Here is a 14,413-nt window from a genome sequence, read left to right on the forward strand (position 1 = left end):
CGGGCTGTCGTCCCGCGGCCGTCACCCCACCACCGCGGCTCCTCCCATCGGGTGCAATCGCCCGCCGTCCCGGCGTCGTTCATACGCTTTACACGTCGCCCGTGCGGAGTATCTGTCATGAAAAAGGATCAGATGCCATCAGGGCGGCGGATGGTGCTGCGCATCGCCGCCGCCCTGGGCGCCACCACCGCCGTGGGACTGTTCAGCACCGACCGGACGGGTCCCCCGGGCGCCGCCGCCCCCGCCCGGCCCTCATCCTCCCCGTTCCCCTCGCTGTCCCCGTCCCCGGCCTCCTCGGCCCCCGCCCCCGCGCCCGGGCCCGCGGCGGTCCGGCCGCGTCGTGGTCCCTCGCCGTACCGGCTCCAGCCGATGACCTCGTACGCCCCCTCCCGCGTCGAGCGGACCCCCGTGCTTCCCCCGGTCCGGCAGCGGCCCTTCCTGCGGGTCTCCGGTGTCGGCAACACCATGGTCCTCACCTTCGACGACGGACCCGACCCCCGCTACACCCCGGGCATCCTGAACACCCTGCGCCTGTACCGGGTCCGTGCCATGTTCTTCGTCTGCGGCGAGATGGCCGCGCTCCATCCCGACCTGCTGCGGCGGATGACCGACGAGGGCCATGTGATCGGCAACCACTCCTGGTCGCACCCGCTCATCCCGAAGCTCCGGCCCTCCCGCATCCGCTGGGAGCTGGGCGCCACCAGCGACATCGTCGAGCAGACCGTCGGCTCCGCCCCGCTGTGGTATCGGGCGCCGTACGGCGCCTGGAACCGCCACTCGTTCGAGATCGGTGCCGGACTCGGCATGGAACCGCTCGCCTGGACCGTGGACACCCTGGACTGGAAGGAACCCGGCGCCCACACGATCGTGCGCCGCGTCCTGGACGGGGCGGGGCCCGGTGTCGTGGTCCTCAGCCACGACGCGGGCGGCGACCGCTCGCAGTCCGTGGCGGCGCTGCGGACGTACCTGCCCCGGTTGATCGACGAGGGCTACCACATCACGGTGCCGCGCCGCTGACCAAGCGCCCGGAATCCGGGGGCCGGGCCCCCGGACCGGGGGCTCAGCGAGTGTCCACCAGGCGGGCGAAGACCACGACGTTCCCGTCGTAGCCGCCCGCTCGCGAGTAGCCGCCGCCGCAGGTGATCACCCTCAGCTCCGGGTGGCCGGTGTCCCCGTAGACCCGTACCCCGGGGAAGTCGTTCTTCGAGAACACCTCGACGCCGTAGACCTGGAACACCGCGACCCGGCCGTCGTAGCGGGTCACCTCCACCCGGCGGCCCGGCTTCAGCGCCCCGAGGCCGTAGAACACCGCAGGCCCGGCCTTGTTGTCGACATGGCCGACGATGACCGACGTACCGCGCTGCCCCGGCGAGATGCCGTTCTGGTACCAGCCCGTCAGATTCGGGTCCTGCGGCGGGGGCGCGCTGATCCAGCCGTCCGCGTCCAGCCCCACGTCGATGACCGGCGCGTCCACGTTCAGCGACTCGATCCGCACCCGTGACGCGGGCGCGTACTCCAGGGGCCGCAGCCCGGCCGACGGGGTCGGGGCCGCGACCACCTGCCCGGCCTGTGGCGCCACCGCGGCGGCCGGCTGCGGCGGGCCCGAGGGCTCGTCCACGCCGTTGCGCATCATCGCGACGCCGGTCAGCAGGACGAGCGTCAGAGCCCCCCACGGTCGGCGTCCCTTGATCACGTCCCAGCCACTGCGGTCCAGGCGGCCCATGCTTCTCCCTTCGTGACCTCTCCCGGCACGGTAAGCGCCCGGCGCCCGCCCGGCGATCAGAGAGGAGGCGAACGGGTGGCGGCGCGGCGGACGGGTGATGGCCCATCCGAGTCATCGCGAAATGCGCGACACGCCGGGCTGACGCTCTGTGACCTGCGATGCCGTCAGGAGTCCCGTCGGTGGCCCGGGCGGGACGGGTCACCGGGGTGGCGCAGTCCCGGAATGCGATGATCCGACTCTTTGGTGAGGGTTCCTCATGGAAGGCGTAATCGTCGACTCCGCAGAGCACCGCTCTGGGGCGCCTTCCGCTGGAGGTTCAAGATGCATGCTTCACGCGCCCTCGCGGTGGCCGCCACCGCCTGCGCGGTCCTGGGGCTGGGCGCCCCGCTCGCCGCCGCCGGGGGCAACGGCGGCAACGGTCCGACCGACCTCTCGGTCTCCCCCTCCGTCGTGCACCAGGGCGGTGTCCTGAACGTGCACGTCGAGGGGTGCAACCGAGGCGGCACCGTGACATCCAACGCGTTCCCCAGGACGCACCTGACGGTCACCTCCTCGGGCCAGACCGCCACGCCCAGGGTCTTCGACCACGCCACGCCCGGGCGGTACAACCTGGCCGTCCGGTGCAACGACAGCTCACGGGTCGCCACCGCCTCGTTCCGGGTCGTCCCCGGCCGGGGCGCGCAAGGCGGCCTCGGCGGCTCCGTGACCCCCAGCTCCACCGAAATGGCCGTCGGTGCCGGACTCGTGGGCACCGCGGCCCTCGGCGGCGCGCTGTTCATCAGCCGTCGCCGCAGCCTGAGCGGCGGAAAGGCCTGACCGGCCGAACCTCCCGGCCCGGCCGAATACGCCCGTCGCCCCGAGTCCCGGCCAGGACTCGGGGCGATGGCGTCGGAGGGCGGGTCCCAGGGCGCGTCGGCAGGGCCGGCCGTCCCGGACGCCGGAGCCCGTCAGTGGCGGCGGTTCACGGCCCGGCGGCGGATGATCAGCACTGTTCCGGCCGTCGCAGCCGCCACCAGCGCCGCGCCCCCGGCCAGCTCCCCGGCGTTCCACCCGCCGACGCTGCCGCCAAGTCCGCCCCGTACGCCCGAGGGCGTCACCGTGACCGTCCGCGTCGGCACCGCGGTGGAGCTGGTCGTCGGGGCCCGGGCTATGGTCAGCCGGGCCGTACCGGGCGCGCCCCCGGCACAGGTGAACGACACCGTGTAGACGGTGCCCCTGCGGGCGTCCCAGTCGACGGTGGCCGTGGCCGAGCCACCCGCCGGGATCGTGACCGTGTCGAAGACCGCTGCCGAGGCCATCGCGGTCCCTGGACAGCCCGGCGCGGAGAGCGTGACCCGGCCGCCGGGGCTGACCGTCGACGGGGAGACGGTGAAGGATTCCTGAGCGGCGGCCGTGGTCGGAGTGGTGAGGGCGAAAGCCGCCGCTCCGAGCAGGGCGGCGGAAGCGGCACCTGTCGCACGCATGGTCGTGAGCCTCCGGTCCCGAGGGGCGGCCGCGGAACGGGTTCCCGCGGCACGATGTGAATGACCCTCTCGGTCCGGAACGCTAGGAGCGCCCCCTTCGCCCCGCGAGCCCGGTAGGGCGAACGGGGCATTCCGCCACACGGGCGGGTCACCCCGCTTGCGCCTCCCCGGACCGTCGGGTACGCGGCGTCCGGCGGACCACACCCGGTCCGCGGGGACCGGCTCGCTCACCGGCGCGAGGCGCACCCGGTCCGGAAGCAGGAGTGATCCGCCGGGCACCGCCCGGTCCCGCTAGGAGGCCACGCCCGGGAACAGGGCCTGGAACGGCTCAGTCGTCGCGGCGACCCCCCGCCCGAACGGTGCGTCGATCGACCAGATCAGGAACAGGAGGAACGCGATCAGCGCGCTGTACAGACCGGCCAGGAGCAGCTCCCGCGACGTCCGCCGGATCTGCAGCGTGAAGATCAGCCCCACCGCGATGATCGCGCCTGTGATCAGCCCGAACCAGACGACGCCCGGCATGGTCTCACCCGCCGCGTCCGCCCGGGCGCTGCGCGCGTCGTCCGCCGCCGCCACCTGATCGACCATCGGCTGGTACGCCTCCGCCTCGTACTCGTCGGCCGGACGGTACTCGGTGACCGTGCGGCGCAGCTCCAGCAGCAACTGCGCGCCCTTGTCGGTGAGTTCTCCGGTGTCGGCCATCGTCCGCCACTCCGGCCCGGTGATCTGCCGGACGTACGCGTCCACGTCGGCGGAGATCCGCTCGTGCACATCCTGTGGCCACGCCTCGGAGCGCACCCGCACCTCGTGCAGCGCCTGTGCCTCCTGGCGCACACTCTCCTGGGCGGCACCCCGGCCCTCCCAGACGCCGGCGATCGCCAGGCCGATCACGATCGCGTACACGACGCCGATCATCATCGTCATGTACTCGATGACGTCGGGAGTCTCGCTGGGGTCGTCGTCGTCCCCGACCCGGCGGTGATTGATGAAGACGATCGCGAGGACGACCGCACAGGCGGCGCCCATCGCGAGGGTGAGAGCAAGCCATTGCGACAAGAGAGTCTCCTCTTCCGGACGGTCGGTCGGGCACGAGTGCGGTTCCGGGGCCGCTCAGCGGCCACGGGGGCGGAGGACGGCGGCGGCGAAGACCGCGGGCGCCGTGATCAGCAGCACCACCGTCACCAGCGAGGGGCCGCTCTTCGTCTTCGGTCGCTGCACCCGGCGGTACGAGGGCAGCGGCGCGAATGCCGGAGCGGGTGACGCCGCCGGAGCCGGGGACGGTGAGGGCGAGGGGGGCAGGGCCGGTGCCGGCGGCGGGGGAGGGGGCGGGGCCGGAACCGGCGGGGGCGGCGCGGCACGCCGCACCGGCGGGGGAGCGGACGCGGGCCTCGGGGGCGCAGTCGAAGACGGCGGGGGCGAGGGCGGCGGCGGAGGGGGATCTGGAGGCGCGGGAGCCGGGGACGGCGGGGGCGCCGGCGAGGAGGGCGGAGGTGTGGGCGGCGGCGAAGGCGGCGGCGTGCAGGTCGCACCGCCGCCCGCAGCCGAGGTGGCCGTGACCCCGCCGGGCCCGGTCGAGGCGTAGGCGCAGGCGTCCGCCGCGGCGGACGGCGCGAGGAAGGGGGTGAGGACGAGCGGCCAGGCCAGTGCCGCTCCTGCCAGCACCCGCGCGACAGGGGGGCCGTACACGCGCAAGAGCATGATCGGACCAACGAGCGCGCAGGCCGGTTCGCGGCGCGATTCGCCTGATGGAGCGTTCCCTTCGAACGCCCGTCGCGGGAACACCCCTCTTGACCGGTGTCCGGCCTGTCCGTGATCGGCCCTGCCGTAACGGACTTGACGGTCCGTCGGACAGCTCCCCGCAGACCTCCCCGAAGCCCCCGGAGGAGAAATTCGCCCGGGAACTTCCCGGGGCTTTGAACGCCCGCCGCCCTCCGGCCCGTACCTAAGGCCATGAAACGGCGCACCGCGGACGCCGCTGACGACCTTCACGGCGACGGGAGTTGAGAATGAAGACCTGGCGTAACGCCGCTCTGGCGGTGGCGACCGCTGCGGCGATGATGTCTCTGACGGCATGCGGGCAGGAGCAGGGGCTGGGCAGCCAGTCGGTGGGTGCCGCCGCTCCGGCGGGGAGCGGGTCGGGATACGGAGACGGCTACGGCGCCGGATACGGCAAGGGCACGGACGCCGCCGCCTCCGCGGAGACCACGGCAGCCGGGCAGCTCGGCACCCAGGATTCGGCCAAGGGTACGGTCCTCACCGACAGCGAGGGCCGCACGCTGTACCGCTTCGACAAGGATTCCGCCAATCCGCCCAAGTCCGCCTGCGAGGGGGAGTGCGCCAAGGCCTGGCCCGTCGTGTCGGCCGAGGGCGCCAAGCCGCCCGCCGGGGTCGATCCCGCGGCGCTGGGCGTGCTGACCCGGGCCGACGGCACCAAGCAGCTCACCGTCGACGGCTGGCCGATGTACCGGTACGCGAAGGACGCCGAGCCCGGCGATGTGAACGGCCACGGGGTGGGCGGCACCTGGTACGCGGCGGCCCCGGACGGCAGCAAGGCCGAGCCGGGCAAGGAGTGGGACGAGGACAAGGGCGGCGACAAGGACGCGGGCAAGGAGAAGGAGAGCGGAGGGGGCGAATACGACAAGGGAGGCGAGGGAGAGGACGAGGGAGGCGGCGACGCGCAGCCTGCCGACCGGGCGGGCCTGTCCGTCCGCAAGGATCCGAAACTGGGCGACATCGTCGTGGACCGCAAGGGCATGACGGTCTACCGGTTCACCAAGGACAACGCCTGGCCCATGAAGACCGCCTGTACCGGGGACTGCCTGGAGAAGTGGCCGGCGGTGGCACCGGTCGACAAGAACGACACCGAGGGCATCGTCTTCGAGGGCTCCGGCGCCAACCGCGGCTACGTGACCTTCAAGCGCCCCGACGGCATCCAGCAGCAGACCATCGACTGCTGGCCGCTCTACACCTTCGCCGGGGACAAGAAGCCCGGCGACACCAACGGGCAGGGCGTCGGCGGCAGCTGGTACGCCGTGGCCCCTGACGGGAAGCTGGTCGGAGCGCCCGAGTAGAGTCCCCCACGCGCGTCTCCGGCCTGGCCGGCCCGCCGCACCCCATCCCTCGCGGGAGCGGCGGGCCGGCCGCCTGCGCACGCCCGTTCGCCCGCCGTACACGGCACCGTGAGCCCGTCCGGGAACGCGCACGTGCCAGCGGTCTGTGACCAAGAACGGATCGCATTTTTCCGTTTCCACTCGCCCTCTTGCCGGGCGATCAGTAGCCTCGGCTCGAACACCGGCCATGTGCATGGTCATGGCCGAACAACCGTGGCGACTGTGGGAGTCAACGATGGAGCGTCCCGCCTGGGCACCGCCGGGCATCGACATCTCGGTGCCGAGCGTGTCCCGTATCTACGACTACTACCTGGGCGGCTCCCACAACTTCGAGTCCGACCGGGAAGCCGCCCGCAAGGCAATGGAGTTCATGCCGGGCCTCCCCAAGATCATGCAGGCGAACCGGGCCTTCATGCGGCGCGCGGTGCGGTACGCGCTCGACGAGGGCGTCACCCAGTTCCTCGACATAGGTTCCGGCATACCGACGTTCGGCAACGTCCACGAGGTCGCCCAGCGGACCGACCCCGAGGCCCGCGTCGTGTACGTCGACCACGACCCGGTCGCCGTCGCCCACAGCCGGGCCGTCCTGGAGGGCAACGACCGCACCGCGATCGTCGCGGCGGACCTGCGCAAGCCGCAGGAGATCCTCGGCAGCCGCGAGGTGACCGGACTCCTCGACCTGGACCGGCCCGTGGCCCTGCTCCTCGTCGCCGTCCTGCACTTCCTGGAGGACGCCGACGACCCGTACAGCGCCGTGGCCGAACTCCGTGACGCGCTGGCGCCCGGGAGCCTGCTGCTCCTCACCCACGCCTCGTACGAGGGCGTGCCCGTCCCGCAGGAGCAGGCGGGCGGCACGGTCGGCGTCTACCGGGACATCCGCAATCCGCTGGTGATGCGCTCCCGCGATGAGGTCGCCCGGTTCTTCGACGGCTTCGAGACGGTCGAGCCGGGCCTGGTGGCGCCGCCGCGCTGGCGTCCGGAGAGCGCGCCCGAGCAGGAGGATCCGTACGCCTTCTCGGGCTTCGCCGGGGTGGGGCGCAAGGAGTGAACGCACGGGAGCGGGCGTCCGGACCCACGGCGGGTCCGGACGCCCTGGAGGACAGACTCCGGCGGTTCGCGACCATCTGGAGCCGGGCCATCTTCCCGGTGACCGCCACGTCGATGACGCGCACCGAGTTCGAACAGCATCTGCTGCCGCTCGCCCGGCGGCTCAGTGCCGCGCTGCACGCCTCACCCTTCGACCCCGTGCCCGCCCAGGGCGTCGGGGCCGGGCTGGTGGACGCCCACTGCACCGACCCGGACGCGCTCAGCCGCACCCTCGGCGTGGTCGACTCCTACCTGGTGCTGTACTGCGGCGGAGACGACAGCACCAGGTCCGAGGACCTGAGGGCCCGCTGCGCCCGCCTCCAGCACGCACTGGCCGCCGGGTTCGCCCGCGCGCTGCGCGAACGGACCCTCAGCGAGCAGGAGGCCATCGCCCGCTCCGCGCTGACGGCCCGAGCGTTCGCGGAGCAGGCACTGCACGCCAGCCAGGCCCGGTTCCGCGCCGTCTTCGAGGAGGCGGCCATCGGTATCGGCATCGCGGACCTGGAAGGCAACGTCCTCGACGTCAACGACGCCCTCACCCGGATGTTCGGCGGCCTGGAGACCATGGTCCGCGCGCGCAACGTCACCGAGTGGGTGCACCCCGAGGACGCCCCGCACGTGTGGAAGCTGTACGGCGAACTCGTCCGCGGCGAACGCGAGCACTTCCAGGTCGAGAAGCCGTTCTACCGGACCGACGGCACCGTCCTGTGGACGAATCTGACGGTCTCGCTCCTCCGGGACACCGAGGGCCGGCCGCAGTACCAGCTCGCGCTGATGGAGGACACCACCGAGCGGCGGCTGCTGAACCTCCGTCTCCGGTACGAGGCCACCCATGACGCGCTGACCGGACTGCCCAACCGGAGCCTGTTCTCCGAGCGGCTGGAGAAGGCCCTGGCGGCCGGGGACGGCTCCCGGTTCGGGCTGTGCTACCTGGACCTCGACGGCTTCAAGGCCATCAACGACAGCCTCGGCCACGCGGCCGGCGACCGGCTGCTGGTGGAGGTCGCGGACCGGCTGGAGCACTGCGCCACCGCGCCCGGTGAGATGGTCGCCCGGCTCGGCGGCGACGAGTTCGTGGCGCTCACCACCGGACCGTCCGTGAGCGCGCGGGACGCGGAGGAGCTGGCCGTGCGGATCCTCACCGCCCTGGCCGCCCCGATCAGCCTGGACGGCCGCGACATCACCGTACGGGGCAGCATCGGCATCGTGGAGGGCAGCGCCGGCGAGCGCGGCGCGGCGGAGGTGCTGCGCAGCGCGGACATCACCATGTACCGGGCCAAGTCGGCGGGCGGCAACCGCTTCGAGCGCGCCGACCCGGAGGCCGACGCCCGCGCCATCACCCGGCACGGGCTGACCACGGCCCTGCCCGCCGCCCTGGAGCGGGGCGAGTTCTTCATCGAGTACCAGCCGCTCGTCCACCTCGGTGACGGCAGCGTGCACGGTGCGGAGGCGCTGGTCCGCTGGTGCCACCCCCAGCACGGGGTGCTCGGTCCCGACCGGTTCATCCCGCTGGCGGAGCACACCGGGCTGATCGTGCCGCTCGGCCGGTGGGTGCTGGAGGAGGCGGTGCGGCAGGCCCGGTTCTGGAAACACAGCCACACCGACGGCGGGCCGCTGCGCATCAACGTCAACCTGTCGCCGACGCAGCTGCACCACCCGGGCCTCGTCGCGGACATCTCCGACGTCCTGGAGCACTCGGGCCTCGCTCCGGGCGCCCTGTGTCTGGAGGTCACCGAGTCCGCGCTGATCGGTGCCGACGAGGACCGGCTCAAACCGCTGCGGCAACTGTCCGAGATGGGGGTCGACATCGCCCTGGACGACTTCGGCACCGGCTACTCCAACCTCGCCAACCTGCGGCGCCTCCCGGTCAGTGTGCTCAAACTGGACCGGTCCTTCACCCGGGGCATGCAGCAGCACCCGTGCGACCCCGTCGACCTGAAGATCGTGGAGGGCATCGTCAGCCTCGCCCACAGCCTGGACCTGGCGGTCACCGTGGAGGGCGTGGAGACCGCCGCGCAGGCCGAACAGCTCCGCGCGCTGGGCTGCGACACCGCCCAGGGCTGGTACTACGCCCGCCCCGGGACCCCGGAGAGCATCCACACGCTGGCTCTGGCGGACGCGGTGTAGCAGGGCCCGGCGTACCCGGTGCGGCACGGTCCGGCGGGCGGGGGCCGACGCGGCGGGTCCGGGTGGCGCCCGGTGGCCTCAGCCGCCCCCCACCCCCACCCGCAGCAGCACCCGTCGCAGCTCCCGCGCGGCGCGCGGCGGCGCCACGTCGCTGCGGTGCGCCAGCGCCACGGTCCGTCGCAGCCCCGGTGGTGCCAGTGCCGTGACCCGCACGTCACGGCCCGCCCGCGCCGCCACCATGCGCGGCACCACGGCCAGCCCCAGTCCCGCCCGTACGAACCCCAGCACCGCGTCCATCTCGCCGCCCTCCACCGTGAAGGACGGCTCGAAGCCCTCCGCCCGGCACGCCGCGACCGTCAGCTCCCGCAGGTCGTACCCGTGCCGGAACATCACCATCGGCCGCCCCTCCAGATCCGCGATCCGCAGGGGACGCCGGGGTGCGGGGTCCGCCGCGGACGACACGACCACCAGGTCCTCCTGGAGCAGCTCCACCGTCGTCAGTGCCGGTGACGGGGCCGGCAGCGGCAGCACCACCAGCGCCAGGTCCAGCGCACCGCGCGCCAGCTCCCTCACGAGATCGTGCGACCCGCCCTCCTCGACCAGCAGCCTGATCCCCGGGTACAGGTCGTGGAACGCCCGCAGCACCTCCGGCAGCAGCCCCGTGCACAGGCTGGGCGTCGCCCCCAGCCGCACCCGCCCCCGCCGCAGCTGCGCCAGCTCCTGCACCTCGTGCCGGGCCGTGTCCGCGTCCGCCAGGATCCGGCGGGCCAGCGGCAGCAGGGCCTCACCCGCGTCCGTCAGCGCGATGTTGCCCCGCGCCCGGCTGAAGAGCTCCGCCCCCAGCTCCTTCTCCAGTGCCCGGATCTGCTGCGAAAGCGAGGGCTGCGACACATGGACCCGCTCGGCGGCCCGGGTGAAGTGCCGGGTCTCGGCGACGGCGACGAAGTACACGAGCTGCTGAAACTGCATGCTGCCACGATAAGCAGCAGTGATAGGCAAGGGCTATGGAGAGCAGGCCGACCATGTCTTGGACCTCTCGGGACCTGCGGCCCTAGCGTCCCGTGCCATGGCTCTGGCAACGCGGACCCGACCACCCGGCACCGACCGGACACCACCCGTCCCCCCGAGGTTCCTCGGCTCGACCCTCGGCAAGAAGACCGTGATGGCCGTCAGCGGCCTGATCCTGCTCGGCTACCTCGTCGCCCACGTCATGGGCAACCTGAAGGTGTTCTTCGGCCCCGGCGAGTTCAACGCGTACGGCCGCTGGCTGCGCACCATGGGCGACCCCGTCCTGCACCACGAGTGGGGCCTGTGGCTCGTCCGCCTCGTCCTGCTCGCCGCGGTGACCGCCCACGGTGTCTGCGCGTACCAGCTCAGCCGCCGCGACATCGGGGCCCGACCCGTCGCGTACGTGCACAAGCGGCGCCGCGCGAGCTACGCGACCCGCACCATGCGCTGGGGCGGCGTCATCATCGCCCTGTTCGTCGTCTGGCACCTGCTGGACCTGACGACGCTGACCGTCAACCCGAACGCCCAGCCGGGACACCCGTACGAGAACGTCGTCGCCACCTTCTCCACCTGGTACGGCAATGCGATCTACCTCGTCGCGATGCTCGCGGTCGGCCTGCACATCCGGCACGGCTTCTGGGCCGCCGCCCAGACCCTCGGCGCCGGCAGTGCCCGCCGGGACCGGGCCCTGAAGACCGCCGCCAACACCCTGGCCCTGCTGCTCACGGCGGGGTTCGTCGCCGTGCCCGTCGCCGTCATGACCGGAGTGGTGAGCTGACATGAGTGCCTACGCCTCGTACACGACCGGTGAGCCGCTCACCGACTCCAAGGCCCCAGCCGGGCCGATCGCGGAGCGCTGGGACCGGCGCCGCTTCGAAGCGAAGCTCGTCAACCCGGCGAACCGCCGCAAGCACACCGTCATCGTCGTGGGCACCGGTCTCGCGGGCGGCTCCGCCGGCGCGACCCTCGCGGAGCAGGGCTACCACGTCGTCCAGTTCTGCTACCAGGACTCCCCGCGCCGCGCCCACTCCATCGCCGCGCAGGGCGGCATCAACGCCGCCAAGAACTACCGCAACGACGGCGACTCGATCCACCGGCTCTTCTACGACACCGTCAAGGGCGGGGACTTCCGCGCCCGCGAGTCCAACGTGCACCGGCTCGCCCAGATCTCCGTCGAGATCATCGACCAGTGCGTCGCCCAGGGCGTCCCCTTCGCCCGGGAGTACGGCGGCCTGCTCGACACCCGGTCCTTCGGCGGGGTCCAGGTGTCCCGCACCTTCTACGCGAGGGGGCAGACGGGCCAGCAGCTGCTGCTCGGCGCCTACCAGGCCCTGTCGCGGCAGATCGCCGCCGGGAACGTGGAACTCCACCCCCGCACCGAGATGCTCGACCTGATCGTCGTCGACGGACGGGCCCGGGGCATCGTCGCCCGCGACCTGGTGACCGGCCGGATCGACACCTACACGGCGGACGCCGTGGTCCTCGCCACCGGTGGCTACGGCAATGTCTTCTACCTGTCGACCAACGCCATGAACTCCAACGCCACCGCGGTGTGGCGGGCGCACCGGCGCGGCGCCTACTTCGCCAACCCGTGCTTCACCCAGATCCATCCCACCTGTATCCCGCGCACCGGCGACCATCAGTCGAAGCTGACGCTGATGAGCGAGTCGCTGCGCAACGACGGCCGCATCTGGGTGCCGAAGGCGCAGGGCGACACCCGCCCGCCGCACGAGATCCCCGAGGGCGAGCGCGACTACTACCTGGAGCGGACGTACCCCGCTTTCGGCAACCTGGTCCCGCGCGACATCGCGTCCCGCGCCGCCAAGAACGTGTGCGACGAGGGCCGGGGGGTGGGTCCCGGAGGCCAGGGCGTCTACCTGGACTTCGCGGACGCCGTCCGGCGGATGGGCCGGAAGGCCGTCGAGGCGAGGTACGGCAACCTCTTCGACATGTACCAGCGGATCACCGACGAGGATCCGTACGAGGTGCCGATGCGGATCTACCCGGCCGTGCACTACACGATGGGCGGCCTGTGGGTGGACTACGACCTCCAGACCACGATCCCCGGCCTGTTCGCGATCGGCGAGGCCAACTTCTCCGACCACGGAGCCAACCGGCTCGGCGCTTCCGCGCTCATGCAGGGCCTGGCCGACGGCTACTTCGTGCTGCCCGCCACCGTCAACGACTACCTGGCCCGCGCGCCGAGGACCGAGCCGGTGACCGCGGACCACCCCGCGGTGGCGGAGACGGTCGCGGGGACCGAGGAGCGGCTGCGTCGGCTGCTCGCCGTCGACGGCGACCGCACCCCCGACTCGTTCCACCGCGAACTCGGCGAACTCATGTGGGACCACTGCGGCATGGCCCGCACCGAGGCCGGGCTCCGCAAGGCGCTGGACCGCATCCCGCAGATCCGTGAGGAGTTCTGGCGCCGCATCAGGGTCCCGGGCACCGGCGCGGAGTTCAACCAGTCCCTGGAGAAGGCCAACCGCATCGTCGACTACCTGGAACTCGCGGAGCTGATGTGTCTCGACGCACTGCACCGCACCGAGTCCTGCGGCGGTCACTTCCGTGAGGAGTCCCAGACCCCGGAGGGCGAGGCCGCCCGCCGGGACGAGCTGTTCTCGTACGCAGCCGCCTGGGAGTTCGGCGGCACGGGCACGGCCCCCGTCCTGCACAAGGAAGACCTGGTCTTCGACTACGTCCACCCCACCCAGCGGAGCTACGCATGAGGCTCACCCTGCGCGTCTGGCGCCAGAAGAACGCGGACGCCGATGGTGCGATGCGCACCTACGAGGTCGACGGCATCTCGCCGGACATGTCGTTCCTGGAGATGCTCGACACCCTCAACGAGGAGCTCATCCTGCGAGGCGAGGACCCCGTCGCCTTCGACCACGACTGCCGCGAGGGCATCTGCGGGGCGTGCAGTCTCGTCGTCAACGGCGACGCGCACGGCCCGGAGCGGACCACGACCTGCCAGCTCCACATGCGGTCGTTCGAGGACGGCGACACCATCGATGTCGAGCCGTGGCGTGCCGCCGCGTTCCCGGTGGTGAAGGACCTCGTCGTGGACCGGTCCGCCTTCGACCGGATCGTCCAGGCGGGCGGCTACATCACCGCGCCCACCGGATCCGCGCCCGAGGCCCATGCCACGCCGGTCCCGAAGGCCGACGCCGACCGTGCCTTCGAGCACGCCGAGTGCATCGGCTGCGGCGCCTGTGTGGCGGCCTGCCCCAACGGCTCCGCGATGCTGTTCACCTCGGCCAAGGTCAACCACCTGAACGTCCTGCCGCAGGGCGCGCCCGAGCGGGAGAGCCGGGTCCTGGACATGGTGGCCGCGATGGACGCGGAGGGCTTCGGCGGCTGCACCCTGACGGGAGAGTGCGCGACGGCCTGCCCGAAGGGCATCCCGTTGCCGTCGATCGCGGCGATGAACCGGGAGTGGCTGAGGGCCGCCCGGCGCGGGGCGGTTTAAGGCCAGTCTCACCGGGTGACCCCCGCCACACATGTGGCCGCCACGCGAAAGAATCTTCACCTGGCGGTCACATGAGTGATCCGGAGAACGCTCTCAGTTACGGGTCGGGGGTATGGCTCACCGCAAGATCAACTTCGTTCAACTCTGGACATTTGAGACGGGGTTGTCCGCTTAGGGGCCCACCGCGTTCCGGAAATTTCCCCCACTTGGGCAAGGGCGATAGGCATATGCCTCACCGGGGCCGCCGACCACGGCCCCGGGTGCACCTCACCACTGCACTCGTCTCTTGGGGGTACTTCACCATGTCCGGAATCACTCGACGCCGCGCCCTCGGCGCTGTCGGCGCCGCCGCCGGGGCGGCCGCGGGCCTCGCCGCCGCTCCGGCCGCCGCCGCGGCGGTCCACTCAGGCGCCGTGCACGAGGC

Annotated in this window: 13 protein-coding genes; 9 read left to right on the forward strand and 4 right to left on the reverse strand. The window is 72.4% G+C overall.

Annotated features, from left to right (window positions below; all coding sequences use genetic code 11):
- Positions 1-117: 117 nt before the first annotated feature.
- The gene (locus I3F58_RS09280) at positions 118-1,017 is read left to right on the forward strand and encodes a polysaccharide deacetylase family protein (RefSeq protein ID WP_240107801.1); all 900 of its coding nucleotides are present in this window, start codon (positions 118-120) and stop codon (positions 1,015-1,017) included.
- A 43-nt stretch (positions 1,018-1,060) separates the two neighbouring features.
- On the opposite strand, the gene I3F58_RS09285 is transcribed toward I3F58_RS09280, so the two are convergent.
- Entirely contained in the window at positions 1,061-1,723 is a 663-nt protein-coding gene (locus I3F58_RS09285) for a class F sortase (protein ID WP_240107802.1), read from the reverse strand.
- Positions 1,724-2,044: 321 nt separating this feature from the next.
- Here I3F58_RS09285 and I3F58_RS09290 point away from each other — a divergent pair, with 321 nt between their 5' ends.
- Entirely contained in the window at positions 2,045-2,539 is a 495-nt protein-coding gene (locus tag I3F58_RS09290) for a hypothetical protein (protein ID WP_240107803.1), read from the forward strand.
- Between the two features lie 131 nt (positions 2,540-2,670).
- On the opposite strand, the gene I3F58_RS09295 is transcribed toward I3F58_RS09290, so the two are convergent.
- Positions 2,671-3,186: a hypothetical protein gene (locus tag I3F58_RS09295; RefSeq protein ID WP_240107804.1), complete on the reverse strand. Its 516-nt coding sequence runs from the start codon at positions 3,184-3,186 to the stop codon at positions 2,671-2,673.
- A 291-nt stretch (positions 3,187-3,477) separates the two neighbouring features.
- Positions 3,478-4,242 (reverse strand): DUF4239 domain-containing protein, encoded by a 765-nt coding sequence (locus tag I3F58_RS09300; RefSeq protein WP_240107805.1) that lies wholly within the window; start codon positions 4,240-4,242, stop codon positions 3,478-3,480.
- A 103-nt stretch (positions 4,243-4,345) separates the two neighbouring features.
- Between I3F58_RS09300 and I3F58_RS09305 the strand changes: the two genes are divergently transcribed.
- From I3F58_RS09305 to I3F58_RS09320, 4 genes are all read left to right on the forward strand, one after another.
- Positions 4,346-4,768, forward strand: a complete 423-nt coding sequence (locus I3F58_RS09305) for a hypothetical protein (RefSeq protein ID WP_240107806.1) — start codon at positions 4,346-4,348, stop codon at positions 4,766-4,768.
- Between the two features lie 424 nt (positions 4,769-5,192).
- Positions 5,193-6,257 carry an SCO0930 family lipoprotein gene (locus I3F58_RS09310; RefSeq protein ID WP_240107807.1) on the forward strand — a complete coding sequence of 355 codons (1,065 nt, stop codon included), beginning with the start codon at positions 5,193-5,195 and terminating at the stop codon, positions 6,255-6,257.
- A 274-nt stretch (positions 6,258-6,531) separates the two neighbouring features.
- Positions 6,532-7,344 carry an SAM-dependent methyltransferase gene (locus I3F58_RS09315; protein ID WP_240107808.1) on the forward strand — a complete coding sequence of 271 codons (813 nt, stop codon included), beginning with the start codon at positions 6,532-6,534 and terminating at the stop codon, positions 7,342-7,344.
- On the forward strand, positions 7,341-9,509 hold the full coding sequence (locus I3F58_RS09320) for an EAL domain-containing protein (RefSeq protein WP_240107809.1): 2,169 nt from the start codon (positions 7,341-7,343) through the stop codon (positions 9,507-9,509). The genes I3F58_RS09315 and I3F58_RS09320 overlap by 4 nt, the downstream gene beginning before the upstream one ends.
- 78 nt (positions 9,510-9,587) lie before the next feature.
- Here I3F58_RS09320 and I3F58_RS09325 read toward each other — a convergent pair whose 3' ends face one another.
- On the reverse strand, positions 9,588-10,478 hold the full coding sequence (locus tag I3F58_RS09325) for a LysR family transcriptional regulator (RefSeq protein WP_240107810.1): 891 nt from the start codon (positions 10,476-10,478) through the stop codon (positions 9,588-9,590).
- Between the two features lie 97 nt (positions 10,479-10,575).
- Here I3F58_RS09325 and I3F58_RS09330 point away from each other — a divergent pair, with 97 nt between their 5' ends.
- Genes I3F58_RS09330 through I3F58_RS09340 form a run of 3 tightly spaced genes read left to right on the forward strand, consistent with a single transcriptional unit; the run spans position 10,576 to position 13,989 of the window.
- On the forward strand, positions 10,576-11,295 hold the full coding sequence (locus I3F58_RS09330; protein ID WP_374207929.1) for a succinate dehydrogenase cytochrome b subunit: 720 nt from the start codon (positions 10,576-10,578) through the stop codon (positions 11,293-11,295).
- Position 11,296: 1 nt separating this feature from the next.
- The gene (locus I3F58_RS09335) at positions 11,297-13,246 is read left to right on the forward strand and encodes a fumarate reductase/succinate dehydrogenase flavoprotein subunit (protein ID WP_240107811.1); all 1,950 of its coding nucleotides are present in this window, start codon (positions 11,297-11,299) and stop codon (positions 13,244-13,246) included.
- Positions 13,243-13,989: a succinate dehydrogenase/fumarate reductase iron-sulfur subunit gene (locus I3F58_RS09340; protein WP_240107812.1), complete on the forward strand. Its 747-nt coding sequence runs from the start codon at positions 13,243-13,245 to the stop codon at positions 13,987-13,989. Before I3F58_RS09335 ends, I3F58_RS09340 begins: the two co-directional genes overlap by 4 nt.
- Positions 13,990-14,413 lie beyond the last annotated feature (424 nt).

Origin of the sequence: Streptomyces sp. MUM 203J (assembly GCF_022414595.1) — a bacterium.
In the GTDB taxonomy this organism is placed as follows: domain Bacteria; phylum Actinomycetota; class Actinomycetes; order Streptomycetales; family Streptomycetaceae; genus Streptomyces.

Bases quoted from the DNA above. Each gene is read 5' to 3' on its own strand.
- I3F58_RS09285 (WP_240107802.1), bottom strand. From the start codon at position 1,723: ATGGGCCGCCTGGACCGCAGTGGCTGGGACGTGATCAAGGGACGCCGA.
- I3F58_RS09310 (WP_240107807.1), top strand. From the start codon at position 5,193: ATGAAGACCTGGCGTAACGCCGCTCTGGCGGTGGCGACCGCTGCGGCG.
- I3F58_RS09335 (WP_240107811.1), top strand. From the start codon at position 11,297: ATGAGTGCCTACGCCTCGTACACGACCGGTGAGCCGCTCACCGACTCC.
- I3F58_RS09295 (WP_240107804.1), bottom strand. From the start codon at position 3,186: ATGCGTGCGACAGGTGCCGCTTCCGCCGCCCTGCTCGGAGCGGCGGCT.
- I3F58_RS09340 (WP_240107812.1), top strand. From the start codon at position 13,243: ATGAGGCTCACCCTGCGCGTCTGGCGCCAGAAGAACGCGGACGCCGAT.
- I3F58_RS09325 (WP_240107810.1), bottom strand. From the start codon at position 10,478: ATGCAGTTTCAGCAGCTCGTGTACTTCGTCGCCGTCGCCGAGACCCGG.
- I3F58_RS09330 (WP_374207929.1), top strand. From the start codon at position 10,576: ATGGCTCTGGCAACGCGGACCCGACCACCCGGCACCGACCGGACACCA.
- I3F58_RS09280 (WP_240107801.1), top strand. From the start codon at position 118: ATGAAAAAGGATCAGATGCCATCAGGGCGGCGGATGGTGCTGCGCATC.
- I3F58_RS09315 (WP_240107808.1), top strand. From the start codon at position 6,532: ATGGAGCGTCCCGCCTGGGCACCGCCGGGCATCGACATCTCGGTGCCG.
- I3F58_RS09290 (WP_240107803.1), top strand. From the start codon at position 2,045: ATGCATGCTTCACGCGCCCTCGCGGTGGCCGCCACCGCCTGCGCGGTC.